Source organism: Amycolatopsis sp. AA4 (genome assembly GCF_002796545.1).
Taxonomy (GTDB): Bacteria; Actinomycetota; Actinomycetes; order Mycobacteriales; family Pseudonocardiaceae; genus Amycolatopsis.
The window spans coordinates 102270-128315 of sequence record NZ_CP024895.1 but is presented as its reverse complement, the minus strand read 5'-3'; the positions used below and the strand labels follow the sequence as shown (position 1 = coordinate 128315).

At 70.3% G+C, this 26046-nt stretch carries 24 protein-coding genes; 18 read left to right on the top strand and 6 right to left on the bottom strand.

The features are described 5' to 3' along the window. The first annotated feature begins 579 nt into the window (after positions 1 to 579). The 5 genes from CU254_RS41510 (at position 580) to CU254_RS41490 (ending at position 6451) form a co-directional block, all read left to right on the top strand. Positions 580 to 2868 carry a hypothetical protein gene (locus CU254_RS41510; protein WP_158688146.1) on the top strand — a complete coding sequence of 763 codons (2289 nt, stop codon included), beginning with the start codon at positions 580 to 582 and terminating at the stop codon, positions 2866 to 2868. A gap of 542 nt (positions 2869 to 3410) precedes the next feature. Then, positions 3411 to 3956, top strand: coding sequence for a helix-turn-helix transcriptional regulator (locus tag CU254_RS41505; protein ID WP_009086123.1), 546 nt, complete (start codon positions 3411 to 3413; stop codon positions 3954 to 3956). Then, a complete protein-coding gene (locus tag CU254_RS41500; RefSeq protein WP_009086124.1) occupies positions 3953 to 4639 on the top strand; it encodes a hypothetical protein in 687 nt (228 codons plus the stop codon). Before CU254_RS41505 ends, CU254_RS41500 begins: the two co-directional genes overlap by 4 nt. Beyond that, positions 4632 to 5822 carry an MAB_1171c family putative transporter gene (locus tag CU254_RS41495; protein WP_009086127.1) on the top strand — a complete coding sequence of 397 codons (1191 nt, stop codon included), beginning with the start codon at positions 4632 to 4634 and terminating at the stop codon, positions 5820 to 5822. Before CU254_RS41500 ends, CU254_RS41495 begins: the two co-directional genes overlap by 8 nt. Further along, a complete protein-coding gene (locus CU254_RS41490; RefSeq protein WP_009086128.1) occupies positions 5819 to 6451 on the top strand; it encodes a phosphatase PAP2 family protein in 633 nt (210 codons plus the stop codon). The genes CU254_RS41495 and CU254_RS41490 overlap by 4 nt, the downstream gene beginning before the upstream one ends. A 158-nt stretch (positions 6452 to 6609) precedes the next feature. Here the strand turns inward: CU254_RS41490 and CU254_RS43490 are convergent, their stop codons facing one another. Next, on the bottom strand, positions 6610 to 7062 hold the full coding sequence (locus tag CU254_RS43490) for a hypothetical protein (protein ID WP_158688147.1): 453 nt from the start codon (positions 7060 to 7062) through the stop codon (positions 6610 to 6612). 97 nt (positions 7063 to 7159) lie between these two features. Then, entirely contained in the window at positions 7160 to 7822 is a 663-nt protein-coding gene (locus CU254_RS41485; RefSeq protein ID WP_009086133.1) for a hypothetical protein, read from the bottom strand. 643 nt (positions 7823 to 8465) lie between these two features. On the opposite strand from CU254_RS41485, the gene CU254_RS43485 reads away from it, so the two are divergent. The 11 genes from CU254_RS43485 (at position 8466) to CU254_RS41430 (ending at position 18787) form a co-directional block, all read left to right on the top strand. Next, positions 8466 to 8753 (top strand): hypothetical protein, encoded by a 288-nt coding sequence (locus tag CU254_RS43485; RefSeq protein ID WP_037719173.1) that lies wholly within the window; start codon positions 8466 to 8468, stop codon positions 8751 to 8753. Beyond that, the gene (locus tag CU254_RS41475; protein WP_037719175.1) at positions 8750 to 9298 is read left to right on the top strand and encodes a cupin domain-containing protein; all 549 of its coding nucleotides are present in this window, start codon (positions 8750 to 8752) and stop codon (positions 9296 to 9298) included. Before CU254_RS43485 ends, CU254_RS41475 begins: the two co-directional genes overlap by 4 nt. After that, entirely contained in the window at positions 9295 to 10374 is a 1080-nt protein-coding gene (locus tag CU254_RS41470) for an aminotransferase class I/II-fold pyridoxal phosphate-dependent enzyme (RefSeq protein ID WP_009086137.1), read from the top strand. The genes CU254_RS41475 and CU254_RS41470 overlap by 4 nt, the downstream gene beginning before the upstream one ends. Continuing rightward, complete coding sequence (locus tag CU254_RS41465; protein ID WP_009086139.1) at positions 10371 to 11111, top strand: YitT family protein; 741 nt, start codon at positions 10371 to 10373, stop codon at positions 11109 to 11111. Before CU254_RS41470 ends, CU254_RS41465 begins: the two co-directional genes overlap by 4 nt. Before the next feature lie 54 nt (positions 11112 to 11165). After that, positions 11166 to 12266, top strand: coding sequence for an alpha/beta hydrolase (locus CU254_RS41460; protein ID WP_009086141.1), 1101 nt, complete (start codon positions 11166 to 11168; stop codon positions 12264 to 12266). A gap of 161 nt (positions 12267 to 12427) precedes the next feature. Beyond that, on the top strand, positions 12428 to 12769 hold the full coding sequence (locus tag CU254_RS41455) for a hypothetical protein (RefSeq protein ID WP_009086143.1): 342 nt from the start codon (positions 12428 to 12430) through the stop codon (positions 12767 to 12769). A gap of 223 nt (positions 12770 to 12992) precedes the next feature. Next, a complete protein-coding gene (locus CU254_RS41450; protein WP_037719178.1) occupies positions 12993 to 14021 on the top strand; it encodes an alpha/beta hydrolase in 1029 nt (342 codons plus the stop codon). 138 nt (positions 14022 to 14159) lie between these two features. Continuing rightward, positions 14160 to 15254: a hypothetical protein gene (locus tag CU254_RS41445; protein WP_037719180.1), complete on the top strand. Its 1095-nt coding sequence runs from the start codon at positions 14160 to 14162 to the stop codon at positions 15252 to 15254. Positions 15255 to 15272: 18 nt separating this feature from the next. Continuing rightward, positions 15273 to 16346: a DNA cytosine methyltransferase gene (locus CU254_RS41440; protein ID WP_009086148.1), complete on the top strand. Its 1074-nt coding sequence runs from the start codon at positions 15273 to 15275 to the stop codon at positions 16344 to 16346. Between the two features lie 227 nt (positions 16347 to 16573). Further along, positions 16574 to 17092 (top strand): hypothetical protein, encoded by a 519-nt coding sequence (locus CU254_RS41435; RefSeq protein ID WP_037719182.1) that lies wholly within the window; start codon positions 16574 to 16576, stop codon positions 17090 to 17092. Positions 17093 to 17578: 486 nt separating this feature from the next. Further along, positions 17579 to 18787, top strand: coding sequence for a cytochrome P450 (locus CU254_RS41430; RefSeq protein WP_158688148.1), 1209 nt, complete (start codon positions 17579 to 17581; stop codon positions 18785 to 18787). Between the two features lie 62 nt (positions 18788 to 18849). Here CU254_RS41430 and CU254_RS41425 read toward each other — a convergent pair whose 3' ends face one another. Beyond that, a complete protein-coding gene (locus CU254_RS41425) occupies positions 18850 to 21216 on the bottom strand; it encodes an AAA family ATPase (RefSeq protein ID WP_078561251.1) in 2367 nt (788 codons plus the stop codon). A gap of 281 nt (positions 21217 to 21497) precedes the next feature. On the opposite strand from CU254_RS41425, the gene CU254_RS43480 reads away from it, so the two are divergent. Together CU254_RS43480 and CU254_RS41420 are read left to right on the top strand one after the other, a co-directional pair. Continuing rightward, positions 21498 to 21707: a hypothetical protein gene (locus CU254_RS43480; RefSeq protein WP_159396493.1), complete on the top strand. Its 210-nt coding sequence runs from the start codon at positions 21498 to 21500 to the stop codon at positions 21705 to 21707. A 40-nt stretch (positions 21708 to 21747) separates the two neighbouring features. Further along, positions 21748 to 22575, top strand: coding sequence for a sugar phosphate isomerase/epimerase (locus CU254_RS41420; RefSeq protein WP_009086155.1), 828 nt, complete (start codon positions 21748 to 21750; stop codon positions 22573 to 22575). Positions 22576 to 22886: 311 nt separating this feature from the next. On the opposite strand, the gene CU254_RS41415 is transcribed toward CU254_RS41420, so the two are convergent. From CU254_RS41415 to CU254_RS41405, 3 genes are read right to left on the bottom strand one after another with little or no spacing between them, the layout of a single operon-like run. After that, positions 22887 to 23477, bottom strand: coding sequence for a GNAT family N-acetyltransferase (locus CU254_RS41415; protein WP_009086157.1), 591 nt, complete (start codon positions 23475 to 23477; stop codon positions 22887 to 22889). Continuing rightward, the gene (locus CU254_RS41410) at positions 23474 to 24229 is read right to left on the bottom strand and encodes a lasso peptide biosynthesis B2 protein (protein ID WP_009086158.1); all 756 of its coding nucleotides are present in this window, start codon (positions 24227 to 24229) and stop codon (positions 23474 to 23476) included. The genes CU254_RS41415 and CU254_RS41410 overlap by 4 nt, the downstream gene beginning before the upstream one ends. Beyond that, on the bottom strand, positions 24226 to 26046 hold the full coding sequence (locus CU254_RS41405) for an albusnodin/ikarugamycin family macrolactam cyclase (RefSeq protein ID WP_078561253.1): 1821 nt from the start codon (positions 26044 to 26046) through the stop codon (positions 24226 to 24228). The genes CU254_RS41410 and CU254_RS41405 overlap by 4 nt, the downstream gene beginning before the upstream one ends.

The following is a 26046-nucleotide window of genomic DNA, read 5'->3' as shown; positions in this document are numbered from 1 at the left end:
CGCTGGGCAGAGCACTCCACCCCGGTCGTGTTCGGCCGGTGCGCGGTCTCCAGCGCCAGGCTCCACAATCAGCCAGTTGTCGGCCCCCGGAGCGCAGAGCTTGAATCGAGCAGGGCCCCCCGATCAGATTCGGGCGGGGCTGGAGAACTCACCTCCACGTGCTTCGTCACGGTGACGTTTTGTCAAAGGATCCCCCTCGCCTCTGTCCGAGTGTCGTATGCCCGAAGATTTCAGTGTCCGTGCCAATGGTCTGCAGGTTGAAATCTCCGACCGCTGCCGGGACGAGCCGCGCTGTGTCACCAGAGATTTTCAGTACGCAGACACTGCTGCCGAGGCGAACGCGGCTGGACCTGCGGGTCGAAAGATTCACACGCACCGCCGAACCCCCCGTCGAACTCTCGGGGTTCCCTGCTGAAACCTTCGGGGGAATCAGACACTGAGCCACCACGCAGAAGCCGCACCCTTCTTGGTAGAGTTTCTGCAGGTCAGGGCGGTGAGGTTAACTGCCGTGGGAGTCGACCTCGTCAAGGCAACGTCTAAATGCGCGCAATTAGCAGCCTGATGTGCAAGTCTCTCGGCATGACCGGACAAAGCCCCCCCGGGACTCCGCTGCGGCTCACCGAAGCGGAGTTCCGGATCCTTTCGCTTCTTGCAACGGCTCCGGGTCGGCTAGGCGAGCGTGCACGCATTGTCCTCGCCGCTGCCGCCATCGGCTCGGGCAACGCGACCACAGAGTCGATCAAGAACCTCAATCGAACTGAGGCGCGATGGCGCTCGCGGTTCGAGCGGCATCGGGTCGCTGGGTTGCTGACGCCGGCTCCTTGCGCGGCGGACATGTTGCTGCGGGAGCAGACCATCCTCCAGGCCGTCACCTCGCCAGGCGCGGAGCCCGCGACAGCGACCGCACTGGCCGAGAGGCTGGGAGAGGTTCTGTCGCAGAGCACGATCTCACAGGTATGGAGAAAAGCCGGGTTCACTCCCCCTCCACCCGGCATCCTGATCGCCGATCCATGGTTCGCGGGTCGTGCACGGACGCTGGTCGGTCTTCTCGCCATTGGCGGCGCTCCCGCCGACGCTCCGGGTGACTCCGATCCGGCCGGGGACCGTGTCATCCCGAGTGGGTTGATGCTCGCGGTCTTCGCCGCAAGCGTTCGGGATCCGACAAACCGGTCGAAGGAGTCGGAGCTACGCCGGACAGCGATGCTGAGCGGCCGACAGCAGACATTCGACGAATGCCTGGCCGTGGCACGCATCGCAGCGCGCCTCGGCGAGCGGAAGCGCTGTGTCCTGGACGAGCAGGCGGCCGTAGATGCCATCGGCTTCCTGTCCCGGCTTCGGGACGAGGTTCCGTCTGACCTGGTCCTTCACGTCGCGGCCAGTGTTCCGCCCGGTCCGGTTCTCGAAGTGTGGGCGCAGCAACATCCGGCGGTCGAGTTGCGGTACACCCCGACCGCCGCGGCATGGACTGCGCTGTTTGCACGAAGCACAGCGGCCACCGTGTCGGTGTTGGAAGCGCGGCGCTTGCCCTCCCCCATCCCCGACGCCTCTGCACGGCTGCGGGCGCAGTACGTCGCGCCGGAACCCTTCACCTGCGGCTCCTGGAGCAGGACCGACGAGGTCGCGGAGGTCATCGCTTCGCTCAGCCGACGCTGGCCGCGACCGCCGCGGGCAGCGCCCCGGGTTCCGACCTGGCAGACTGCGTTGCGGGAGCTGCGAGAGCGTCGGTCGACGGACTTTCCGGCGGATCTGCCGGCCTATGAGTTCCTGATGGCACTGCGCCGGCGGCACGATGTCGAACCCTTGGTGAAATCCGACTTTCTGGCCGCGCTCGTCGTCTGGGAGGACCTGAGCAAGACCCGCGATCGCCTCGAAGCCGAACTGATCGCGTTCAACCTCGACCTCGCGACCAATGCGACCCAGAGCGAGACCGCGCCGGCCCTGGGCGTCACCGCTCCGAGCGCGGTGGGCATGCGCCGACGTCGCCTCGCGTCCGGCTCGGCCGGGCGGCGACGCGGGCGCCGGAGGGCGACTCCCGACCCGCGGGAACAGATAGTCCTCGACGGCCGCGGACGACGCCGCGATCTGGTCGCGGACACCGTCGAGGAGCTGCAGGCGCGGTGGGTCGACGACCTCGCCGACCGCGAAGATCTGATCGAGCGGATTCCCTCGCGGGACGACACGTACGGGATGCTTGCCTACATCGTCGACCCCCGCCGACCTATCGCGCGCCACGTCGACCCGGAGCTGCCGACCCCGACCGAGCGGCGCCAGGCGGACGGGCGTGCGGGCCTGCTCCTCGCGAACGACGTCTACCACCGGATCAAAAGCGAGCGCGCAGCATGGTTCGACCTGGCCCGTGAGCACGGCCTGACCTGGACTGAGATCGGCGCCGCGCTGGGCAAGACTCGCAGCGGGGCGTTCAAGGAGCGCGTCGCCCTGGCGCGCGAGTTCAGCGGGCACGGGAAGGTCGGCGCGTCCGATCGTGTCTCCGACGTTCCGCCGTACTGGAAGGACTACGTCGACGACCTGCGGCAGCACATCGCAGGGTTCGCCGGGCACGCCGACTATTTCGCCAACGACGAGAGCATCAGGGACTGGCTCGATCTTCTCGACTTCACCAGCGCAACCCCGGGACGGCGCCAGTTCACGTTCTTCCTGGAACTCGTCGAGGAACTCGTCAGCGCCTCCCAGTGCGAGGGATGCGACAGGCCACTCCAGCCGATCGCCACCGACGACTCCGGCCGCCGTCTGTGCATTCGCTGCCACGAGCGCGGAGAACCAGATCTCGCGGAACTTGCCAGCGCCGCGACCGTCTTGCGCCGCACACTGATCGCGAAACGACGAGCGAGTGCGAGCGCACCACCCTAAGCGGCTCGCCGAGTACCTTGTTTCTCCGCAGGCCGACAGACATGGGCGAGGCAGGTGGGAAGCGTGATCACCCGTGCCCCGGGTTCGATCGCCGCATCGCCTGCCGCACCCGGACCCGTGTGCAAGGGTTGATGTTGCCCGGCGGTTAAAGGCAGCATCGATCGCATGAGGTGTCCCGTGAGGTCGGCTACAGCTTCCACCTGATTTCCGCTTGATGTGCCGTCGACCCGCTTTGTGGGTGAGTCATGAGCCGGGCAGTCTGCGAAGTAGCCCGTCGAAGACCTCAGCGGACTAGAGTGGGGAAGGCGGACGTCACCCCCCTGGCGTGTTCCGCATGGTCCTGCCGCCGACAGCGCTAACTCCCCCCTGCTGTCGGCGGCAGGAACACATTCCCCCCTCTTCATGCAGTCCGCGTGGAGGCTTGCGAGTGTCCCGCCCCGCGGTACCTGCAACCGGATTTGCGTCGACGTGCCACCCACTGGCACGGACGACGCTGATTCGGCGACCCCCGTTGTTGTGGATCGACCAGTGAGCACCCTAAAGTGAAGGTCATTCACGAGTCAACATGGATGTCGCAGACTGAGGCTCAACTCAACATCTATGTTCGCTGGGGGAAAGGGTCGGTGATGGAAGAACCAGGCAAAGGCAGCACGATCGCCGACCGCCTCCAGTACCTGGTCAATGTGCGGTCGGAGTCGCGAGGCGGCCCGTGGAGCGATGTCGAGATCGCCGAGGGCATCGAGAAGCAGGGGCTCGGGTCGATCAGCGCGCAGACGGTGCGGCGGCTCAGAATCGGTGAGACTGACGACCCGAAGATCGGCACGCTGGCGAGCTTGGCCAAGTTCTTCGGGGTCGAGACGTCCTATTTCACTGACGACGACCCGGCGGCGTCGATGAACGAGCTACGCTACCTGCTCGCCCTGCGGGACGGAACAATGCGGCATCACCTGATGCGCGCGGGCGAGCTCAGCGACGACAACCAGGACATCGTCGGAGGTCTCATCGCAAATCTGCTGGCCGTCGAGCGGAAGCACAACCGGCAGGCGGCCGGGGATACAGACGGGGGAAAGGGGACCTCGGCCGGATGACCGAGACTGGCGGGCCGGGGCCGCACGGCGATCGACAGCGCTCTCCGGGCGGGCCGATCGGCCGGTTCCGCGAGCTTCGGGAGCTTCGCCGTTCGATCGGCCGCGTCCTGGACGAAATCGGGGTGCCGAAGCCGTGGGACCTGGAGGAATTCGCCGCTCGTCTTGCCTCGTACCGCGGCCGCCCGATGGAGCTGCTGCCGCTTCCCCTGCCTGTGAAAGCGCCGGACGCGGTCTGGTTGCCGGGCCCGACCGTCGACCTGATCATCTACGACGCCTCCGCCGCCGATCTTCTCCGCGAGCACATCATTCTGCACGAACTGGGCCACATGATCTTGTGTCATCGCGGCTCCGCAGATCAGCCTTTCAATCCCAATCTGCTGCGAACGGTGGGCATGGAGCGGGTCGAGGGCGAGGACCCGTCGGTGCCGTTGTTCCGGCTGACCCATCCGGACGTGCTGCGCGCGCTGAGGATGGACGGGGCCGGCGACGACGACCTGGTTCAGGTGAGCCTGTACCGGGCGGGCTACTCCGATCCGCAGGAACGAGACGCCGAACTCGCCGCGCACATCATCTGGCACAGGGCCGGCATGCGCCTGGTTCCGGAAGGGCCCCGCGAACTCGATGGAGAGGCCGCCGACGCCGTGGACCGGATGGACGACGTGATGGGGCGCGTGCGTGGTTGACAGCATCGGCACCGTCTTCCACCTGTTCATCGTCGTCGTCGGGGTCTGCGTCGTCGTCTACAAGCTCGTCGACCTGATCCGCTCTCCCGGCAGGCCGGCGATGTGGGCGCTGTGGTCGGCGTTCCTGACGCTGACCTTGGCGATCATCTCCGGCCTGCGGTGGGTGCCGGTGTCGCCTGCCAGCGCCGAGGTGATCTGGATCGTCCAGCACTGGCTGATCTTCATCGCGTTCGCCGGGCTGGAGCTGTTCTTCTTCCTCTCGGTCATCCCGCAGCAGCGCCGGGCGTGGAGGGCGTTCGCGCCGCACGGAGCCGTTCTGCTGGCAGCCGCAGCGGCGATGACCGTCGGGTTCGTCGCCGCGTTGGCCACGGAGCAGCCGGACTTCTTGCATCTCGAACGCTATTTCGGTCTCTGGCTGACCTCCATGCTGCTGGCCTACACCGCCGGGTTCGCCGCAGCGATGCTCGCGATCTCCCGGCTCGCGTCGCGGTGGTCGCGGATCACCGACAGGCCGTGGATGCGTCGTGGCCTGCGCCTGTTGGCGATCGGCTGCTGGATCAGCCTCGTCTACAGCGCCCACAAGATCGCCTACAGCCTGCTGGTCGTGGCGGGCAGCCCGCCTCCGTGGTCGCAGCTGCAGGTGGAGGTCGTCCTCTCGGCCTTGGGCGTGACGTTCGCCCTGGTCGGTCTGGTCCTGCCCGCCCTCGGGCCGCGGTTGTCGGCGGCGCGGTCGTGGTTCCGGCACGCAGGCGCGTACCGCCGTCTCGAGCCGCTGTGGCGGGAATTCGCCGACCCAGACCGAGGGGTCACCCCGGAGGTCGTGCTGGCCAACCCGGCCCCGTGGTGGGCCACGACGTTCGCGCTGCACCGGCGGGTGATCGAGATCTGGGACGGGCGCAAACGGATCCGCGACTACCTCGACCCCGCCGTCGAACGCGCGATGTTCGAGACCGGCGTGCAACGCGGCCTGGCCGACACGGAACTGGCCGCGTTCGTGGAGGCCGAGTGCCTGCGCGAAGCCCTGCGCCTCAAGCGCGCCGGGAGACCGCCGCCCGACGCCGGCGGCATCCCCCCGCCCCGCACCGGGAACAACCTCGCCGCGTCGGTGACGTTCCTCGAACAGGTCGCCGCCGCCCTCGCCCAGCCCGCCCCCCCCGCAGCACAGGATCCCGTGACACCGTGACCGCTCAAAAGCCCGCCACCCGCGACTCGCACGCCAAGACGACCTTGCAGCGGGCCGCTCGGGTGATCACCGAAATCCTCGCCCCCTGGGCTGTGATCCTGTTGCTGTCATTGGCGATGGCTGCCAAAGCGACCGGATTCCGCCTCTGGCCGACTTTGTTGTGGGGGGCGGTTGTGGCGGTGTTCTCCGCCGGGGTGCCGATGGCGTTCATCACGCGCGGAGCAAAGGCCGGGCAGTACGACAGCCATCACGTCAACAACCGCGAGGGCCGCGGTCCGGTGCTGCTGGTGTGCTTCGGGTCGACCGCGATCGGGCTGACGATCCTGCTGGTCGGGTCCGCTCCCCCGGCCATGGTGATCATGACCTGGGCGATGCTCGCCGTTCTCGTCGTCACCGGCACGATCACGGTGGCAGCCAAGTGGAAGATCTCGATGCACGCGGCCGTGTCCGCCGGCGGTGTTGCGATGCTCGCGTTCCTCTACGGCCCGTGGGCGCTGCTGCTGCTACTGCTGGTCGCGCTGGTCAGCTGGTCGCGGGTCGTGCTGCGTGACCACACCCCCGGCCAGGTCGCCGCAGGAGGCGTCGCCGGATTCGTCGTCTGCGGCGCGCTGTTCCTCTGGCTGCTGTAAGCGGACCGACGACGATTCACCGCGTTGGTCGTCTCCGGTCCGCGCGGCAGCTGTCGGCCCGGCCGTCCCGCCAGGGCCGATGTTCCGGCCCTGGCCCCGACGCCGAATGTCGGCGAGGGCGTCGAGGTATCCCTGCCCGGCATGTCGTGCGGGCGGTCTCACCACGTCCGCGGCGCGTCCCGGGCATGGTTGAGTCGGCTATGACGGCTGCCGGGGGTTCCCGGCGGTGGCATCCGGCTGCGAGCGGAACTGCGGGTGCCGGGGTCGTGAGCCGCAGGAGCGTTGGCGTGACCGGCTGCGGGAGCGGCATCCGGTTCGGGGCGGATCACGAGCGCCTGGTCTTCGTCGTTGCCGGCGGCGGGTTCCCCGGGCGGCGGCCCGCCGTCGCGGTCCACACCTGCCCAGGGGTTCTGGCCATGTACCCAGTTCGGGGCCACGCGGCGGGTGAAGAACCACGGCGGATCGGGACGAAGCACCAGCGCCTGGTCTTGGTCGTCGTCGGCGGTTTCCCCGGGCAGCGGCCCGGGGAAACCCATCGCCAGGTGCTGGGCTTGGCGCCCCTGTGGCAGCAGCATGCGGAACCGCGACTCTTGTTCCCCCTGGCCCTCCATGAGGAACACGGTACGCCCGGAGGACGCCAGACCGAGTCTCGTCACCGAGGCATCGGCGGACCGGACCGGTGGCAAGCCGGTTCTGGACCGCCCGGGCTTACCGCCGACCGCGGCCGTGCGCATTGACGGCGGCGCCCGCGGCGCCCTTCACGGCCGACGCGTTCGCCGCACGCAGGGGCGCGAGCGTGGGAAGCGTGCAGGCGCCGAGGCCGTGGACGCCGTAGGCGACCGCGACGGCGATCCACGCGGCCCATTCCCCGCTGAGCCGCAGCTGGTTCGCCGCACGGAACTTGAGCGTCAACGCCGGAGGCGGAGCCGAGGCGTCCAGTCCCAGCCGGGTGACCTGGTCGTAGTTGAAGTTCTTCCAGTCGCCCTCGCTCTGGCACCACAGCCGGTGGGTGGTCACCACCACCGTGGCGAGGTCGTACTCGTGCCACTGCGCTGCGGACATCGCCCGCGCCTTGCGGCGCCCCCGCATCCGCATCGCGGCGGCGCCGACGACGAAGGCACCGACGAGCTCCGGGCTGCCGGCGACCACGGACAGCCCGCCGGGAACGTACTCAACGTCGCGGCCGTGGAAGCGCTCGTAGCGCGGAGCGGCCCGGCGCGCGCGGGAGAACTCGGCGAGCACGCGCTCGCCGGGGGCGCGGTCGCGAGGCATGGTGGGCGGAGGCACGATCGCCTCGCGCCGGATCCCGGCCGCGAAATCGCGGTCCAGCTCGGCCGCGGCGGTCCACCCCGCAGTCTCCTTGACGCGCATGCCCTCCCCCCCTTCTCCTCGACCTGTCAAGACCTCGGTACGTGTTCTACACAATAGCGTGTCGAGATCGTTTCCAGCAGGCAGAACGCCCGCGAGCGCCCCGGACCACCCCTGCCATCGTCGCTGTGCGTATCGAACCGGAGGCCGTACGGGCTCGATTCAGGGCCGACAGCGGAGCGTCAGGGCTGGTAGACGCGGTGAAGTCGGACTTGACTCAGCGTAGTTTTCCGGGAAAGAGTGGATCTTAGCGGGGCTTCCGGGACGTGCTGCGGCACAGCCGGAAGGCCTGTCGGCCGGTTCGGGGGGAATCGGCCACACCGGAGGTTGGGGGACCTCGTGATCGCTGTTTCCGTGTGCCGCCGCGGCGCTCGCCGCCCGGCGAGGCGTCGCAGCCGGACGCCGTCCGTCCCGCTGAGGGGCTGCGGGCGCGACCTCCCCCCATCCCGCCCAGGAAGCAATCGACTCCGGTCGTGAGACCGCACCGGCCGTGACGACGGCAGTGCCGGCGGCGAACGCGGGGGTCGAATAGTCGCATCGGCCCCGTCGCCCTCCCCGCCTTCCGTACGTCGTCCCCGGCCGGTTCACGTTCCCCGGGCACCGCGAAACCGCGTGGCCCGGGGCGTTTCAGCCAAGGGGGAACCAGATGATTACCGAGACGATCCCGGCGCCGCGCACGTCGCCCGAACCCGCGACGGACGACGGCGACGTAGTGATGACCTGGGACCGGTGGAGCGGATGGGCCCACCTGGCCCGCCACCGGCCGGGCGACACGGCACCGCCCGCCTTCGTCGGCCTCGCGCGCCTGCCCGGGCCGACCGCTGCCGACGTGCGCGCGAACCTGACGGCCAGCGGCCTCACCGTGCTCACCGAGTACGACGTCGACGAGCAGCTGACCGAATTCCGGGTCGGGCTGACGGCGGGCGCGCGATGAGCGCCGACCTGGACCCGGCCGTGCCGGCGATCCCGCAGCCCCGGCGGGCACGGGAAAAACCCTTCCACACCAACGTCTACGAGCTGCCCTCCGTGCGGGGAAAGCAGCAGCAGGTGCTGACCCCGGCAGTGCATGCGGGCGTCGCGCCCGTGCGCCGCCTGGCGGTCGGGGCGGTGGAGATGCCGGGCGGGCACAGCACCTACGCGCACGAGCACCCCGAGTCCGAGATCGTCGTCATCGTCGTCGAGGGGATCGCCGCGTCGCTGTGCGGCGAGGACATGACTCCCGTGCTGCACCGCCCGGGCTCGGTCATCTGGATCCCGCCCGGCGTGGCCCACGCTGCGGTGAACCTCCATCCCCGCGCGCGGGTACTCGGGTTCGAGGCGCGCACGGACCGCACCTTCGGCGAGGACACGGTCCTGCGCCCCGATCTCGACGCGCTCGTCGACGAACGCGTCCATCGGCTGCGCCGCGACTACGCGCGCGGCCGCCTCGACGCGCGCCTGCGCCCGGCCGCGGTACCCGTGCTGCGGGAGGGGGCGTGACTGCCGGCGGCGTCCGCGCCGCGCCGGAGCACGCCCCGGGGCGCACGCCCGTCGGGATGGTGCGGATGTCGGGCAACGAATCGCCGTCCGGGCCGCTGCCCGCCGCGCTGCGGGTGATGATGGACGCGGTCCGCGACGTGCACCGCTACCCCGACACCGTCAGCGCCGACCTGGTCCACGCGCTCGCCGAGCATCTGCGGGTGCCGCCGGAGACCGTGACGGTCGGGCCGGGGTCCTCGGCGCTGCTGCAACGCCTGCTGGCCGCGGTGTGCACCCGGACCGACGACGAGCTGCTGGTGCCGGACCCGGCGTTCCAGGCCTACAGGCTGTTCGCCGCGCACGCCGGCGCGCCGGTGCGCACCGTGGCGCTGAGCACGGACTGGGCGGTCGACCTGGACGCGGTCGCGGCGGCGATCGGGCCCTCGACCCGCGTCGTGGTGATCAGCAACCCGCACAACCCGACCGGCACGATCGCCGGTCAGCAGCAGCTGCGCCGGTTCCTGGCCGCAGTGCCCGCGGACGTGCTGGTCGTGCTCGACGAGGCCTACGTCGAATATGCGGCCGAGGGCCTGGCCGACGGCGTCGCGCTGGCGAAGGAACGCTGGGCCGGCGGCCACGACAACGTGGCGGTGACGCGCACCTTCTCCAAGGCCTACGGGCTCGCGGGACTGCGCGTCGGCTACGCGATCGCGCCGCCGATGCTGGCCGCGGAGCTCGCCGCCTCGGCGCTGCCGTTCGAGGTCTCCGGCGTCGGCCAGGCCGCGGCGCTGGCGTCGCTGGTGTCGCGCGAGCGGATGCGCGCGCGGTGCGACCTGACGGCCGCCGAACGCGCGCGCGTGCTGGACGCGTTGCGGGAGCAGGGATTCGTTCCTCCGCCCTCGCACGCGAACCACGTGTGGCTTCCAGTGGGCGAGGACGCAGCCCGGTTCGAGCGGCACTGCCGCGATTTCGGGATCGCCGTGCTGGCCTACCCCGGTCTCGGGGTCCGGATCACCCTCGGGTCCCGCGCTGACAACGACCTGATGCTCGCCGCCGCCCGCGCCTGGGCGAGCGGAGCCGGCGAGCGGACCCCGTGACCGCGCACCGCCGGTCCGTTCCGGCCGGGCAGGCTCCGGCGCTGGCGTCCCGGCTGGCGCGGCTCGTCGTCGGCGCCGTCGGCATCGGCGCGGGGATCGCGCTGCTGCAGCGGGCCCGGTTCGGCATGTCCCCGATGGACGTGCTGCACCTGGGCATCGCGCAGCGGTTCGGGTTCAGCCTCGGCGGCGGGATCATCGCCGCGCAAGCGGTGATGCTCATGGCGTTCCTGCCGCTGCGGATCCGACCGGGCGTCGGCACCGTGGTCGGGTTCGTGATCCCCGCGGTCGTCGCGGACCTGCTGCTCGCCGTGCTGCCGACGGTCGACCCGGTCCTTCCGCGGATCGGGCTGCTCGCCGCCGGAGGAGCCTGCTTCTGTGCCGGGGTCGCGACCTACCTCGCCGCCGAACTCGGGCCGATGCCCCGCGACGGGCTCATGCTCGCGTTCGGCAAAGGCCGTCCGCGCCGGATCGCGGCCGTCCGCATCGGACTCGACATCGCGTTCCTGGTCGTCGGCACCGCGCTGCTCGGCCCCGACGCCGCGCTGCACGGCGGCGGGATCGGCCCGGGAACGCTCGTCCTGGCGCTCGGCTGCGGACCGGCGATCGCGTGGCTGTTGCGCCGCGCCCGGAGGGGGCCGGGCCGAGCGCGGCGAGTTCCCGAACAAGCCCAACCCGGCAACGTGATTCCGCTGCCGTCGCAACGTTTCGACGTGTCACCGCACCGGTTCGACCGGTGATTCGCCGCCCTCGCAGGGGGCAGGGCGGCGCTGTTTCAGGGGGGAAACCGAACAATGGCATCTGCACGCACACCTGTCCGGAACAGACGGCTCCGGCGGCTCGGCGCGGTCGCCGCCGCAGCGCCAACGGTTCTCGCGGCAGTCGCGATCCCGGCCGCCGCGTCCGCCGACGCCGCCGCGCAGCGCACCTGCCGCGACGTCACGATCCCCGTGTCCACCGGGCAGCTCGACGCGTCCGTCCACGGAGTTATTTGCGCGCCGCGCGGCCCCGGGAACGGCGCCGTCCAGGTGCTGTTGCACGGAGGCACCTACAACTCGTCGTACTGGTCCAATCTGGACACCGGCGGCGGGGAGTCCTATGTCAGCCGCGCCGTCGCCGCCGGGTACGCGACGCTGGCGCTCGATGCGATCGGCAGCGGCGCCAGCAGCCACCCGGCCAGCACCCTGGTCACCGGCGCCGCACAAGCCGAGGCTGTGCACCAGGCCATCGCCCGGGCCCGGGCCGGGCAGCTCGACGGGCGCCGCTACCGGCAGGCGGCGCTCGTCGGGCACAGCCTGGGCAGCCTGGTCGCCGTCATGACCGCCAGCCGGTACCCGCGCGACGCCGACGCCGTCGTGCTCACCGCCTACTCCCACACGATCGACCCCGCCCAGGTGCAGCATTCCCTCGCGAACATGCACCCGGCGGCCGAGGAAGGACGGCCGCTGGACCCGGGCTGGCTGACCACCCGCCCCGGAGTCCGGCCCGCCCTGTTCCACTCCCCCTCTGATGCCGACCCGGTCATCACCGGCGCCGAGGAAACGCACAAAGACGTCGGGTCGGCCACAGAACTGGCCGACGCCGCGACAGTCGGCACCGCCGACGCCGCAACCAGGGCGATCACCGCGCCGGTGCTCGAAGCCAACGGGCAGCAGGACTCCTGGTCGTGCGCCGCGGTCGACTGCAGCAGCTCCGGCGCGTTCAAAGCCGCCGAACAACGCAACTTTTCCCGGCCCCTCTCGGCCTACATCCAGCCGAGAGCCGGACACGCCCTCACGCTGGCCGCCTCCCGCCGGGCGGCGCTGGACGCGATCACCGGATGGCTCGGCATCGCACTGCACCACCGCGCGCCCCAGGCCACCGACACAGCCGGACGGATCGCCGGCGAGCCATGAGCCCCTCCCGGGCACGTCTCGCGGCTGCCGCGCCACCCTCCACCCGCGGCGGCGGCATCCGCCCGCGAGGCCCGCCGCAGCCGCCGTGCACCACCGCTGTCTCCATTGTCCACACACAACCCCGCCCGTGGCGAAAGCCATGAACTCTCAAGGAGAAACGAATGATCAACACAAAGAAGGTGCTCGCCACCGGTCTGCTCGTCGCGGCAGTGTCCGGCACCCTCGGCCTGGCCACCTCGGCCGCTGCGAGCGCTGCCGTCTCTCCCGCGACTGCGTACGCCGCCCCCGCCGGCAACCATGACCCGCTGACCCGCGAGGGCGTCGTACGTCCGGACGGGACGCGGATCACCGCGTCGCCCGCTGGCAACCATGACGCGCTGACCCGCGAGGGCGTCGTGCGTCCGGACGGGACGCGGATCACCGCGTCGCCCGCTGGCAACCATGACGCGCTGACCCGCGAGGGCGTCGTGCGTCCGGACGGCACCCGTATCACCGGATTCTGACTATCCCCGCCGGGCGTTCCCGGGCGCGCCGCCCGCGCCCGGGAACACCCGGCGGCACCCGCGCAGCAGGAGCACGACAGCAGTCTTCCTGCGCCGCCACAACATTGCGACCAGCCGCCCAGCGCTGCAGGGGCAGGGCGGCGCTGTTTCCAGGGGGAATCGAACAATGGAACCTGCACGCACACCTGTCCGGAACAGACGGCTCCAGCGGAGGTTCGCCGCAGTGGCTGCCGCGGCGGCCACGGTGCTGGCGGCGGCCGTGATCCCGCCCGCCGCGTCTGCCGACACTGCCGCCGGGCAGCGAACCTGCCGCGACGTCACGATCCCGGCGAAAGTCGGGGTGCTCGACGTGTCCGTCCACGGCGTCCTGTGCACACCGGACGGCCCGGCCAAGGACACCGTCCAGCTGCTGCTTCACGGAGGCACCTACAACGCGTCCTATTGGGACTACCCCGTCGCCGGAGGCCGCTATTCCTATGCCCGGCAAGCGAATTCCGGCGGCTACACCACGCTGGCGCTCGACCGGCTCGGGTCGGGAACAAGCTCCCGGCCGCTCAGCGCGCAGGTGACGGTGGACAGCCAGGCCGACGTCGTGCACCAGGTCGTCAGGCGGCTCAAAGCGGGCGAGGTCACCGGATCCCAGATCCCGCGCGTCGCGCTGGTCGGGCACTCGATGGGCACCGGAGTCGCGTCGGTCGAGACGACCACCTACCACGACGTCGACGCCGTTGTGCTCACCGGCGGCACCTCCCAGCTCGACACCGGCGCGCTGCTCAAGACGCTCACCTCGCAAGTGTGGCCGGCCGCGCTGGACCCTGCCTTCGGGCCGCTGATCGACCCGCTGTACCTGACGACGCGGCCCGGCGCGCGTGCCGCGGCGTTCCACGACGCCGGCGACGTCGACCCGGAAGTCGTCCGGTACGACGAATCCACCAAGGACGTCGCCTCGCCCGTCGAGCTGACCGGAGTCGTGCTGAAGGGCTTCTCGCGCAATACCACCCGCAAGATCACCGTGCCGACCATGCTGCAGGTCGGCAGCCACGACCGCCTCTTCTGCGCCCCGGGCAACGCCGTCGACTGCGCGTCCCCGCAAGCCCTGGCCCAGGCACAGGCCACCGCGTTCGGCCCGGCCGCGCGCCTGCACACTTCCGTGCTTCCCGGCGCAGGGCACGACCTGCAGCTGGCGCGCAACGGCGCAGACGCCGCCCGCGACGTCACGCACTGGCTCGACACCACCCTCCCAGCGCAGTAACCGGCCGTCGTCGCGGCGCGAACAGCCGCCGCGTCGCGACGACGGCCCCGCTCCCTCGTGCCGCTCGCGCACCCTCTGCGCCGAGCCGCTGCCCGGCACGCAGCACCGCGAACCGTTCCCGGAGAAGGACTTCCCGTCATGTCGATCACCACGAACGCGGCGTTCGCCCGCCGACGCCCCGCGTCGATTCCCGTCCATCTGGTCGGCTCGCTGCCTCCGCCGCTGCACCGCGACATCCGCGCCGCGCTCGCCTGGCCCCTGGTCCACTGCGGGGACGCGCCGTTGACCGCGATGTACTACGAGCCCGACCCGCGGTGGATGGTCGACTGGCTCGACAACCTGGCGCGGATTCCCGCGCTCGAACAAGTTCGCTCCGGCGCGAGCCAGGGATACGACGACGTCCCCTACTACCGGATCCGCCCCGGGCACGAGCTCGACCCCGCCGACCTCGCGATGGGCCGCATCGCCCAGACCGAGGCCGTGTTCGCCGTCCTGGACACCCTCGACACCGGCGCCGTCCCGCGCCGTTTGCAAGTCGGCATCCCCAACGCGTTCGACCGCGCGGTCTTCGCCTCCGGCTCGCCCGAGGCCGCCGATGAGTGGATGCCCGCGCTGCAGGCCTCCGTCATGGACGAAGTCGCCGCCCTCGCCGCCCGGTGGGGCGACCGGGTCCAGCTGCAGCTGGAAAGCCCGGCCGTCCTGGCCGCCTACCATCGCGCCGCGCACGAGGACTGGCCGCTGCTGACGGCCGAACTTGTCCAGCAGGTCTCGGGAATCATCGAAGCAGCGCAGGATGCCCGCTGGATCCTGCACCTCTGTTACGGCGACCTCGAGCACGAGCCTCTCTTCACGCCGGTCGACCTCGACGCCGCGGTGCAGTTCCTCAACGCCCTGGCCGACGCGCTGGCCGAGCGGGGCATCCCGATGCCCACCGTTCACCTGCCCGTCGCGCACGGCAGCGCACCGCCCTCCACCGACCCCGCGTTCTACCGGGCGCTGCTGCGGCTGCGACGCGGAATCCACGTCATCGCGGGAGTCGTCGCCGAGGACCACCCCGTCGAGAGCCGTCACGCGCTCGTCCTGATCACGGACGCCCTGGGCGGACCGGTGGAGGGCATCGCTGCCGGATGCGGACTCGGGCGGCGCACCCTCGCCGCGGCGGCCGCGAACATGGCCTTGGCAGCTCGGCTCGCCCACGGGCGGAGTCCGCTGTCCGCCCGCCGGACCGCATGACGGCCCGGCGGCTCGACCATGACCACCCGCGGCGTCGCGATCTCGGTGTTCTCCGGCGTCGGCGGCCTGGACCTCGGCGCGGAGAAAGCGGGTTTCGAGGTGCGCGCCGCGGTCGAACGCGACGTCAACGCCGCCGACACGATGAGGAAGAACTTCCCGCATCTGGCCGGCTCGGTCATCTGCGCCGACATCCTCGACGTCCCCACGACAGAGATCATGGCGGCAGCGGGTCTGTCCCGGCGGGAGCGGCCCGACCTGCTCATCGGCGGCCCGCCGTGCACCCCGTTCTCGAAGTCCGGCTTCTGGCTCGACTGGAAACGCGCAGGGCGCGACCCAGCCGCCGGCCTTCTCCAGGAGTTCACCCGCGTCCTGAGGGAGGCGCGGCCCCGCGGCTTCGTCCTCGAGAACGTCTCCGCACTGACCTTCGACAACAGGGCCAGCCGTCCCGCGTTCCAGCGCCTGCTCGCTGAAGCCGACGCCGCCGGGTACAAGCACGCCTGGAAAGTGTTGAACGCCGCCGACTTCGGCGTCGCGCAATCGCGACAGCGGCTGTTCGTGACCGGGGTGCTCAAGACCGAAAAGACGACGCCCGGGCTTCCCGTGCCCGGGTTCGGCGGCACCCGGAACCGCCGAGTACCAGGAGATCCCGGGAAGCCGCATGTCACGGCGGGCCAAGCGCTGGAAGGCCTGACCGCGAGCCCGGAACCCTCGGACGAGGTCGCAGGACGGTACGGCCACCTGCTGCCCGGCATCCCTCCCGGCGGGAACTACCTGCACTACACGGCCGAACGAGGACACCCGGCGCCGCTGTTCCGCTGGCGCTCGCGCTACTGGTCGTTCCTGCTCAAACTGGACCCGGACCGGCCCTCCCCCACCATTCAGGCGCAGCCCGGCCCGTACACGGGCCCGTTCCACTGGGAGAACAGGCGCCTGCGCATCCCCGAACTCAAAAGACTGTTCGGTTTTCCCGACGAGTTCCAGTTCACCGGAAGCCGCAACTCCGTCCAGTCCCAGATCGGCAACTCCGTTCCCCCGGAACTGAGCCGCGCGGTGATGGCCACGCTGTTCGGCAACGGAGCCGAGGAACGGTGATCATGGTGGCCCGCAAGGCAGAACCGCCGGAGCACGCGATCGCGGTGCCCGCGGCCGACCCCGGCCGCGCTGGCGCTGGCGCGCCGACCTGAGTTCATGCCGACAATCACCTCGTGCCCGCCTGGCATAGTCCCGGTCCGCGCAGATTCGACGATCCTGGTACCAAGGTGACCCGCGCTCGCAATCCTGGCGAGCCGCAACGCTTTTCGACTCAGAAGGAGTCCCGAATGCAGCCCAAGCTTCCCCATCTAGATCTCCCCCACGACGTACTGCGGCTGGTGCGTCTCTCCGCCGCCATCGCCGGGGAGACACCGGAGGAGTGGGTGTCCGAACTCGTCCGCCGCCACGTCGACACCGTGCCGCCGCCACGGGGCCCGCTGCTCATCGAAAGCCCCGCAGCGGCCGAATCCGAGGACCACAGCGACGGCGAACCTGCCAGCGACGCGGCCGAGAACGCGAAGCGGGCCGAGGGGCGCGACGAGCGGGTGCTGGACGACACCGCACTGGTCCTGACCACTCTCGCCGGGTCTGATCTGCTCAACGGCGACAGCCATGTGAGCGCGGCGGCGCTGCTGGGGCTCATGCGCGAGCAGCACAAGTGGCCGGCTGGACCGAAAGGGTTCCGACGCCTCTCCGCAGCGCTCGTGTCGGCGCGCGTCGCCGCTGCGTCGGTGACGCGCGGTACCAGCAAAGTGAAGTCCTACCCGGCCAAGGCACTGCAGCGCGCGCTCGACAAACTCCGCTGATCCCGCAGAGAACGAGCCGCGCGTCCGCTCGGCCCCGGCTCTCCGGCTGCGGAAAGGGGGTCGCTGCGGGAGGCGATCCGCGGACGAACGGGACAGGACCATCGACCTGGCAGCAGGCGTCCCCCCGGGGGCGAGGTCAGCCGACGTGCGGATCATCCGGTTCCGCCGCGCGACCACACCGGGCGACGTCGGCGGCCGCGGCTGTCGCGGTGCAGGCGGCATGCGGCCAGGGCACGTGCTATGCGAGGGCGCAGAGCGGGCCGGCGTCGAAAAGCGTCCCCCGGCCCGGATGCGTCCTGGGGGAGAACACCGCCCGGGCCCGGCGCGCGGCGTCGGGCCCGGGCCGAACCACCAGTGATCGGGCGCACCACCGACCGCGCCGGTTCGCTGATGCAAACAAGCGGGCGAGGTGATTCGTTCTGGTTTCCTTGCGCGAGGGCTCACGCCTTCGATAGGCACGAAGAAACACTCTTGCCTAGGAGCGACGTGAGTTTGAGCGAGGAACGGGGATCGCTGAGCGCAGGTCCCGATACTGATTTCGACTACCTCAACCCCGTCTTCGCCGACGACGTCCACGAACGGTTGAGGGAGCTGCGGGAGAGATGCCCGGTGGCGCACAGCCGGGCCCAAGGCGGTTTTTACATAGCCCTCCGTCACCCCGCCGTAGCCGAGGCCGCCCGTAATGCATCAGGTGCCTTCAGCGCCGCCGTGAACATCGGCGCCGCTCCCAAAGTGGCACCGGAATTGCCATGCGCAGCACCGATGTTCGAGGAGGACGGCGCCGAACACCGCCAGTGGCGACGGCTCCTGGCACCCCACTTCACCGCCTCTGCGGCTGCCGAGCACGAGGACTACGTCCGTCAGCTCTGCCGGGAGGCAATCGCGCGATTCGTCACCGAGGGCCAGACGGACCTCGTAACTTCGTATTTGCGCGTCATCCCGCCCCTCGTTGCGGCTGCGGTGCTCGGCATCCCCGAGCAGCACCGGCCTGCGCTGGCCGCCCACGTCCGCGCCTTCATGACAGCCTCCACCCCGGACGAGGAAGAGAGCCGCGGTGCGGCCTACACGACCTTCCTCGCTGCCCTCCTCGACGACGTCTCCGACGAGTCAATGCTCGGCACCGTCGCACGCACCTCGGTCGGCGGCGAAGTGCCCAGCCCGTTGCAACAGGCGAAGTTCGCCAGCCTCATGCTCGCCGCCGGGCACCTGACGGCCTCGGACGCCTGCGCTGGCGTCCTGCTGCACCTGTTCGACGACGATCGTCTGCGGGCCCGCGCCGCCGCCGATCCGGCCTTCCTGACGGAGGTCATCGACGAGTCCGTGCGCCACGAACCGGCCGTCACCGCTACCGGCCGGGCGGTGGTCAAGGAAGTCGAACTCGGCGGTGTGCGGCTGGTCCCGGGAGACCGCCTAGTGCTGCTGTGGCCTTCCGCGAACCGTGACGAAGCCGTTTTTCCGGACGGGGCGGAATTCCGGATGGGCAGGGAAGAACCCGGAGCGCAGCAGCTTGCCTGGGGCACCGGTCCTCACCAGTGCATTGGCAAGCACTTAGCGCGGATGGAGATCAGGGTCATGATCGAAGAACTGCTGGCAGCAATCCCCGATGTTCGTCTGGCACCCGGGACCCGCCCGCGCCGGACATTCGGAGTCATCCGCGGCGTCTCCGAGCTTCCGGCGTGCTGGTCGTCGCCGTAAGACGCGCCTTGGTGGGTGATGCAGGGTGCATCACCCACCAAGGCGGGACAAGCGACCCGTTCTTACCGCTTCGCCCCGGCCGCGCCGTGGCGTTTGTACCACGCCGCCAGCTTCGTCCGGTCACCGTCGAGATGGAGCTTGTTGTACACATCCGTCAGCTGTCGGCTCACGGTTGCTGCCGAGACATTGAGTTCGATCGCGATGTCGCGGTTCTGCCAGCCGGCAGCCACCATCGACACGATGCGCAGCTGGTGTGCATTCAACGTGACCGGCGGAGCCGGGCTCGGGATGTACATCAGCTTGATGATCCCGTCTTTTCCGAGGCCGCGTCCCTCCAGTTCTAGCTTGTCGTAGCCGTTCCGACCTATCTGGCTCGTGATCAAATCGATCTTGGCGTCCCGGTGCTGGCCGAAGCTGGGCAGGCCGGGGATCGCGACGTGGTGCTCCTCCTGCCAGGCACTCGATGCGCCAGACAATCTGGCCGCGGCCTCCGGGTCGTGCTTGGCGAGCTCCCACCATTTGACTTCGGCGGTCCAGCCCGGAGCCCACCGATCACCGAGAGCGAGCTGCGCGGAGATCACCTTGCCGCCGACATCCAACCGTTTCGTGCGCTTCGGCAGCATGTAAAGCCATTGCGCCCACGTGATGGCCCACGGTGCGCCGGCGCGTTCGGCGTGCGCCAAGCATTCATCTGCCGTGAGGTCTGCCAGGTGCGCGGGGCCGATAAGCCCGGCGCTCATCCCCAGCATCAGCCTGGCCATTTGTTCATCGCCGGCGAAGTCGGGCCCCATGGTCGCGAAGCCGTCCGCCGCGGCCCTGAGCATGTCCATCCCCGCCGGATCGAGCATCACCAGCGCCTGGTACGTGCCCTCCGCCGCCAGCGCCGGCGGGAAGTCCCGAGCCTCGGGAAACATTGCGGCGATCTGCTTGATTTCCCGCAGATGCTCCAGCGCGGTCGGATCGCCGAGGACAGTGCGCATGAACGCGATGGAGGAAAGGGCGCCGACCCTGGTCAGCGTCGGCACCTCGCTCTTGATCGCCAGAAGGCCGTCGAACCACCGTGCCACCAGGGGCTCTTTGGCGTGGTGGTACGGCATCCTCACACGATGGGCGTTCGTTGCGATGGTGAGGCCCTGCTCGACCTCACGGCGCTCAATACACCAGTCGATCGCCGCGTCCACATTCGGCGCGTCCACATTCAGCGCGTCGAGCCAGGGCTTCTCCTGCGGGGAGAACCACTCCCTGGCACCGTCAGACGCCAGCTTGGCCACCCAGTCGCGGTGACGGTCCCGGAAGACGGATAGGTCTTCACCCAGCACGTCGCCCAGCATTTTCAGCCCGTATTCTTGCAGCGCGGCGTGCTGGGTGAAGCGGCCGGACGCATCGGGGTCGACGATCGACCGCAATTTGAGGTTGCCCAGAAGGTGCTCGACTTTGTTCCGCGGCAGCTTTTCGTCGCTGCACACTTCCTGGACGGCTGCGAGTCCGAAGCTTTCGCTGAACACGCTGAGCCTTGCCCAGAGCAACTGCTCCTCTTCCCCGCACAAGTCCCACGACCCCGACATGGTGATGTCGAGCCGCCGATGGTGCTCCCGAATCCCTCGGGCCCCCGACGAAAAGCCCAGCCACAAGAGGCCTCGCTCCTCGATCTTCGCCAGCAGGTCGACAGCCGTGGCACCCAGGCCCAGCTGAGCGGCCAGCAGATTCAGAATCAGGGGCGAGCCCTGCGAATAGCGGACCAACGCGACTAGATCGGCCCACGCGTTGATTTCAATGACCGGCCGTCCGGCGGCTTTCGTAGCCCGGTCGAGGAACAGGTTCATCGCATCCGTCAGCCCATCGGCGGGGCCGGCGTCCTCGGCGGGGCAGGTCAGCGGCTGGACAGAGACGATGCTCTCGCCCCAGATTTCCAGGTTCTCGCGGCTGGTCACCACCACTTGCAGCCCGCTCGCGTCGTCCTGCCCCAGGAGCGTCTCCAGGACACACGCCACGTCGTCGGCAACCGGTTCGGCGTTGTCGATCACCAGGAGCGCCCGACGATGGCGAAGCCGAGCCGAAAGCAGGGAGATTAGCGAGTCGAAATCCCGCGCGGCTGGCTGATGGCTATCCATCAGCGCAGCGGCGACGTCACCAAGAATCCGCGGAGCGAGATCAGCCGGGGGGCCAGCGGAGGCAGCGGACTTCACAAAACGGATATACTTCTCCAGGCTGACGAAAGCCGTATCTTGGTACGTTTTCCGTCGAAGAAGATCTCGGTACAGTTCTTGTGCCAGCCGGGTTTTGCCGATTCCGCCCCACCCGAGCAGCTCAATCAGCCGCTCTCCCCCGGCGAGCTTCTGCCGCAGATCATCGAGCGCCTGGTCCCGGCCGATCAGCTTGGTCAGACCCGGGATGAAGCCATCCCCCATATCCCCCCCGTTCTTGGCCATGCGCCAGCCTGCCCCTCCCCAGGGATTTACAGCATGCGCCACGCGGACGCCTCGGCTTTACCAGCGACACCAGTCCGCGTGCTGGCACCCGATCTCGCCGCATCCTAACCGGGTCCTCATGCCCTCCTCGCCTGACAGTGAGGAGGGTGACCAGGCGTTTTCCCGACGAAGCGAGGACCCTGCGGAAATCTGAGGAGGCATGAGGACCCCACAGCCTCCCCGAATCCGCCACAGTGGAATAAAGCGTCCACGCTGGGCCTGGCACACCGGGGAGGTTGCTGATGGAGCCGACGGATGACCCGGCCCACCGGCCGCACCCCGCCAGCCGCAGAGCAGCAACGAACTTCGACGCCCTGTTCCCCGCGTTGGTACTCGGCCCCGAAGCCGTGCGCCGGGAGCTGAGCTTCTCCTTGAGGAGCGCGTCGACGCCGCCAGTGCCGCCCTCGACCTGGCCAGCCGTCCACGCCTCCACAGGCACGGCCGAGGCCTGACCACGCCTTACGTCCGGTCTTTTCGTTGGGAGACATCGCAATGCCGCACGTTCTCGCCGAGCGCGACCTCGCGGTGGTCAGCCGGACTTGGCCGCCGGCGACCGACCCGTCCCTCCTCGCGGCGGAGATCGCCTCGCGCGGCGTGGTCCAGACCCATCTCAACCTCGCCAGCGTGGGCCTCGCCCGGCTCGACGCGCCGAGCTCGGCCGCCCTCCGCGCCGCCTTCGACCGCGCCCGGGTTCTCATCCCCAGCATGTCCGCGACCTACAACATGGTCGACCCCGACCGCGCTCGCCGGTGCCGCGCCGCCGCCGAGGCCACGGTCCTGATACGCCGGGCTCCGGCGCTCGGCGCGGGGATGGTCAGCCTCTGCGCGGGAAGCCGCAACCCCGACGACAAATGGGCCTGGCATCCCGGCAACTCCGAACCCGATGCCTACGCCGACCTGGTGGACGAACTGCGGCTGCTGCTCCCCGCCGCGCGCGAAGCCCGGATCGTGCTCGGGATCGAGCTCGATCCCGGCACAGTCATCGGCACCGCCGCGGCTGCCCATCGCCTCCTGCACGACGTCGGCGACGGAGTCGGCATCATCCTCGACCCCGGCAACCTCATCGCCCCCGACAACGTCGACCGCCAAGCCGAGATCATCGACGAAGCCTTCGACCTCCTCGGCCCGCACATCGTGGCCGTCCACGCCAGAGACTCCCACCCAGCCGGCACGCTCGGCAGCGGACTCGTCGATTTCGATCGTGTCTTCCGCCGGTGGTCCCGGCTCCCGCGCCGGGTGCCCGTCGTCATCCACGACGCCGAACCCGACGACGTCTCCGAGGCCCGCGCTTTCGTGCTCTCCCACCGCGCAGCGGCATGACCCGTCCCGACCACGCCCAACTGATCCTGATGCACGGCCTCGGCGTCGATATCGGCCGGGACAACATCGAAAAACCCCGGCAGATCGCGGGGTTTTCGCGCACGTGGAAAGTTCGTTGGCGAGGCAATGCGGTCGAGGAGGACAAGAGAATTGTCCGCCGGGTCTTCGCGCCCGCAGTGGCGCGTATTTGGCAGTCGGTTGCCGGGCTCGGTTGTCGCAGGCGAGCGGTTCGGCTATGGGCCCACGTCGCGTGTCGCGACCGTTGCAGCGAGTCCTTCGGTCGATGTGCCCGTTGTCGTCTCGGGAGGCCGCTATTCGCCGAAGGATCCGGGGTCGACAAGCTGCCGCACGGCGGAGGGGCTGGGGAAGTCTTCAGGCACTGCGTCCATCAGCGTTTCGTTGGCGGGTTGGCCGAGCCAGTATCCGGAGTTGCGTTTCTCCCCGATGACGCGGAATCCGGCGTGTTCGTAGGCGGTGATGGCGGCTTTGTTCGGGGAGAGCACGGAGAGGTACACGCAGCGCAGGTTGGTGATGTGGAAGGCATAGTCCAGGGTGAGCCGCGCGGCGTCGGTTCCCAGTCCTTTGCCGCGGTGGTCCGGGCCGAGCTGGATGATGAATTCGCCGGTGCGGACGTGGTGGTCGATCAGCACCGCGGCGGTGCCGGCCGGGGTCGGCGGGGTCGTGGTGATGTCGTAGACGGTGAAGCGGAGCTGGTCGTCGGTGCCGCGGGCCTGGTGCTGGAATCCTTCGCGCCGGTTCGCGAGCGAGTCGGGGGTTTGGCGGCCGTAGCCGACGAGCGTGCCGGGGTCTTGCTCCCAGTCCCAGTACAGGTCGACGAGGTCTTCGCTGAACGGGCCGATCCCGGCTCGTTCACCGCGGAGCCAGATGTGCGGTTCGTTCATCGTTTCTTCCCTCCGTTGTCGCGCGCCGGGATGGTGCGCAGCACTGCGAACCGCGCGGTCGACGGCGGTTCCGCGATCCGTTCCCGATCGTCAGTCTCCACCCAGGCGTGCAGCCGGACGGGGTCGGCCGCCGCGCCGTGGCACCACGTCACCCGTCGGCGCGACACGGCCAGCAGCATCAGTACCGCCGCGGATTCCTCCAGGCACGCCACCCGCCCCGGCGCGAGCAGCCCTGCCTTGCGGACTGCGTGCACGGCCCGGCGGGCGTCTTCAACGGTGGCCGGGCGGGCGGTGCGCCGCGCCGCCACGGTCAGCAGCCGGCTGAGCCGGGCCACGCGACCCCGGCGGGGACCGGCTGCCAGGACGGCGAGCACGAGGGCCAGCGCCGTCCCGGCGAGCACGGTGGCGGCCAGCGGCACGGGAACCGGTTCGGGTCGTCCGGCGGCGAGTTCCTGGGTGCCCCAGCTCGCCTCCCACGCGGGTCCGTTCGGCGGAGGCGACCAGGGTTCCGGGCGCGGCGAGGGCGCGAGCAAACCGGCGTCGAGAAGCTGGCCGCGCAGCGTGCGCGCAGAGGCCTCGTCCAGCGCGGTCGTCGCGGCCGGATCGCCGCTGGCGGCGAGTTCGGCCCACCATCGTGCGGCCGGGCCGATCAGGGTCTCCGCCCGGCCGGTCCGGTAGTTCACGATCACCGTGGAGGGACCGACGTCAACGGCTCGGACGTGTGCGGGGGCGGTGAGGTAACGGGGACTCATCCTGCTCTTTTCGCCGTGCCGGACGCTGTCCACGCGATAGGGGGCTCGCGGTCGAGGGCGCGCAGCCAGACTTCGGCGGCGACGGCGGGCTCGACGGTCGAGAACGGCGCCGGAAGCCCGGCCGCGGTCAGCGTCAGGCTGCGGCGCAGCGCGTCCGGATCGACGAGGCCGAGGGCAGCGAGCCGGCCGTCGGCGAGATCGTGCAGGGCGGGCAGGTTGGCGCGCATGCCGCCGTAGTGGTCCGGGGTGAAGTCGCCCTTCGTGGTCCGAGCTGCCAGCCGTGGAGGAAACAGGCTGCCCATGGCAGCGGCCAGCACGGGCTTGTAGCTGGCCGGGCCAGGACGTTCTCCCAGCGGGACCGACAGGCAGGCGTCGACGACGCAGGAGTCGGTGAACGGGTTCGCCAACGCCACGCCGACGTGTTCGGCAAGCTGGATGTCGGCGCGGGCGGACCGGCCGACCTCGGCCATGCCCTCGGCAGTCAGCGTCGTGGCGAACATCCCGGCAGGAACGTCGACAGCTCGCGTGGCCGCCCGGTCCGCCATGGCGGAGGCGCGGCCGCGCGCGTCGGCCGTCGCCCACGGAGGCACCGGCTCCGTGGCGTGCCAACCGATATGGCCGTCCTGCGTCGTCGAGGACCCGCCGATGCGGAGCCCTCTCGCCAAGGCCGCCAGCGCGTCGGCGCGACTGGTGCGCGCGGTCCGGCGCGCGGCGGCCAGCAGGGGCCACGCGGGCAGCCGCCGCAACCGTGCCCACCGCATCGTCTCGACGACGGCCCGCCGGCGACGGCCGGTCGCGACGAGGTCGGCGAGCATGATCGGCGGCGTGCACAGCAGGCTGTCGCCGCCGTCGCCGGTGAGATGGCAGTCGGTGCCGATCGTGTCGCGGATCCAGCGCAACTGCCCGGCGAAGCGGGCATGCGCGACAGTCGAAGGCGCAGGCTCGTCGGTCGCCCGAACCTCCCGCAGCCCGCTGTAGGGGGCGTGCTCACCGGTCAACGGCAGCAATCGATGCGCGACACCCGCGTGCTGGGCGGCGAGTCGTGCGTAGTCCAGGTCCCCGCCGCTGGCGCGTCCGGCGGGATGCACCGTCACCCCGGTCACGACCTGCCCCGGTTTCGCCTGGCTCGCGGCCAGCAGCGCCAGCGCGGTGGAGTCGAACCCTCCGGACAAGTCCGACGTCAGCGACGTCGCAACGTCCAGGCGCACCTTCGTCGCCGAGGCCAACTCCCTGCGCAGCCGCCCCGCAGGCGAACCCGCCTGCGGCTTGGGCTGCCACACCCGGTCCACGCGCGCCCCGTGACCGTCCATGGCGAGCCGGTGTCCAGGCGGGACAAGTGCGACGCCCTCGAACGCGGACCGCTCGGCCAGCAGCACCGGCACGAACGGCGCGAGCAGGCAAGCCGCGAGCCGGTCCACGTCCGGCCGCGCTCCGGCGAGTCCGGCCAGCGCACGGGAACTGGACGCCCAATAGATCCCGCCGTCCGCCGCAACCGTGTAGATCGGCGACGCGCCGCCGAGATCGGTCCAGACCCGAGTCGCGGTGCGGGTGACCTCGACCGTCGTGTAACTGCCCGGCCAGCGCCACGCCACGTCGTCCGGCACGCCGCGCTCGGCGAGCCGAGCCACTTCGGCCGCGGTGATCCCGCAGGCGCCGACGACCGCGACGAACCGCGGCCCGCACCAGACCGCACGCACCTCGTGCCCTGCCCACCGGCCGCACGTCCAGCATCCCGGCACCGTGGGCCAGATCCTCGCGTGCCCCACCGGGGCGCGCGGCGGCGCGGCCGACACCGCGAAACCTCCGAACCAGCGCAT

Excerpts from the sequence above, each read along its gene's own strand:
- CU254_RS41485 (WP_009086133.1), bottom strand. The coding sequence starts at position 7,822 with ATGCGCGTCAAGGAGACTGCGGGGTGGACCGCCGCGGCCGAGCTGGAC.
- CU254_RS43485 (WP_037719173.1), top strand. The coding sequence starts at position 8,466 with ATGATTACCGAGACGATCCCGGCGCCGCGCACGTCGCCCGAACCCGCG.
- CU254_RS41420 (WP_009086155.1), top strand. The coding sequence starts at position 21,748 with ATGCCGCACGTTCTCGCCGAGCGCGACCTCGCGGTGGTCAGCCGGACT.
- CU254_RS41440 (WP_009086148.1), top strand. The coding sequence starts at position 15,273 with ATGACCACCCGCGGCGTCGCGATCTCGGTGTTCTCCGGCGTCGGCGGC.
- CU254_RS41510 (WP_158688146.1), top strand. The coding sequence starts at position 580 with ATGACCGGACAAAGCCCCCCCGGGACTCCGCTGCGGCTCACCGAAGCG.
- CU254_RS41425 (WP_078561251.1), bottom strand. The coding sequence starts at position 21,216 with ATGGCCAAGAACGGGGGGGATATGGGGGATGGCTTCATCCCGGGTCTG.
- CU254_RS41405 (WP_078561253.1), bottom strand. The coding sequence starts at position 26,046 with ATGCGCTGGTTCGGAGGTTTCGCGGTGTCGGCCGCGCCGCCGCGCGCC.
- CU254_RS41415 (WP_009086157.1), bottom strand. The coding sequence starts at position 23,477 with ATGAACGAACCGCACATCTGGCTCCGCGGTGAACGAGCCGGGATCGGC.
- CU254_RS41435 (WP_037719182.1), top strand. The coding sequence starts at position 16,574 with ATGCAGCCCAAGCTTCCCCATCTAGATCTCCCCCACGACGTACTGCGG.
- CU254_RS43480 (WP_159396493.1), top strand. The coding sequence starts at position 21,498 with ATGGAGCCGACGGATGACCCGGCCCACCGGCCGCACCCCGCCAGCCGC.
- CU254_RS41410 (WP_009086158.1), bottom strand. The coding sequence starts at position 24,229 with ATGAGTCCCCGTTACCTCACCGCCCCCGCACACGTCCGAGCCGTTGAC.
- CU254_RS41475 (WP_037719175.1), top strand. The coding sequence starts at position 8,750 with ATGAGCGCCGACCTGGACCCGGCCGTGCCGGCGATCCCGCAGCCCCGG.
- CU254_RS43490 (WP_158688147.1), bottom strand. The coding sequence starts at position 7,062 with ATGGAGGGCCAGGGGGAACAAGAGTCGCGGTTCCGCATGCTGCTGCCA.
- CU254_RS41445 (WP_037719180.1), top strand. The coding sequence starts at position 14,160 with ATGTCGATCACCACGAACGCGGCGTTCGCCCGCCGACGCCCCGCGTCG.
- CU254_RS41455 (WP_009086143.1), top strand. The coding sequence starts at position 12,428 with ATGATCAACACAAAGAAGGTGCTCGCCACCGGTCTGCTCGTCGCGGCA.
- CU254_RS41500 (WP_009086124.1), top strand. The coding sequence starts at position 3,953 with ATGACCGAGACTGGCGGGCCGGGGCCGCACGGCGATCGACAGCGCTCT.
- CU254_RS41460 (WP_009086141.1), top strand. The coding sequence starts at position 11,166 with ATGGCATCTGCACGCACACCTGTCCGGAACAGACGGCTCCGGCGGCTC.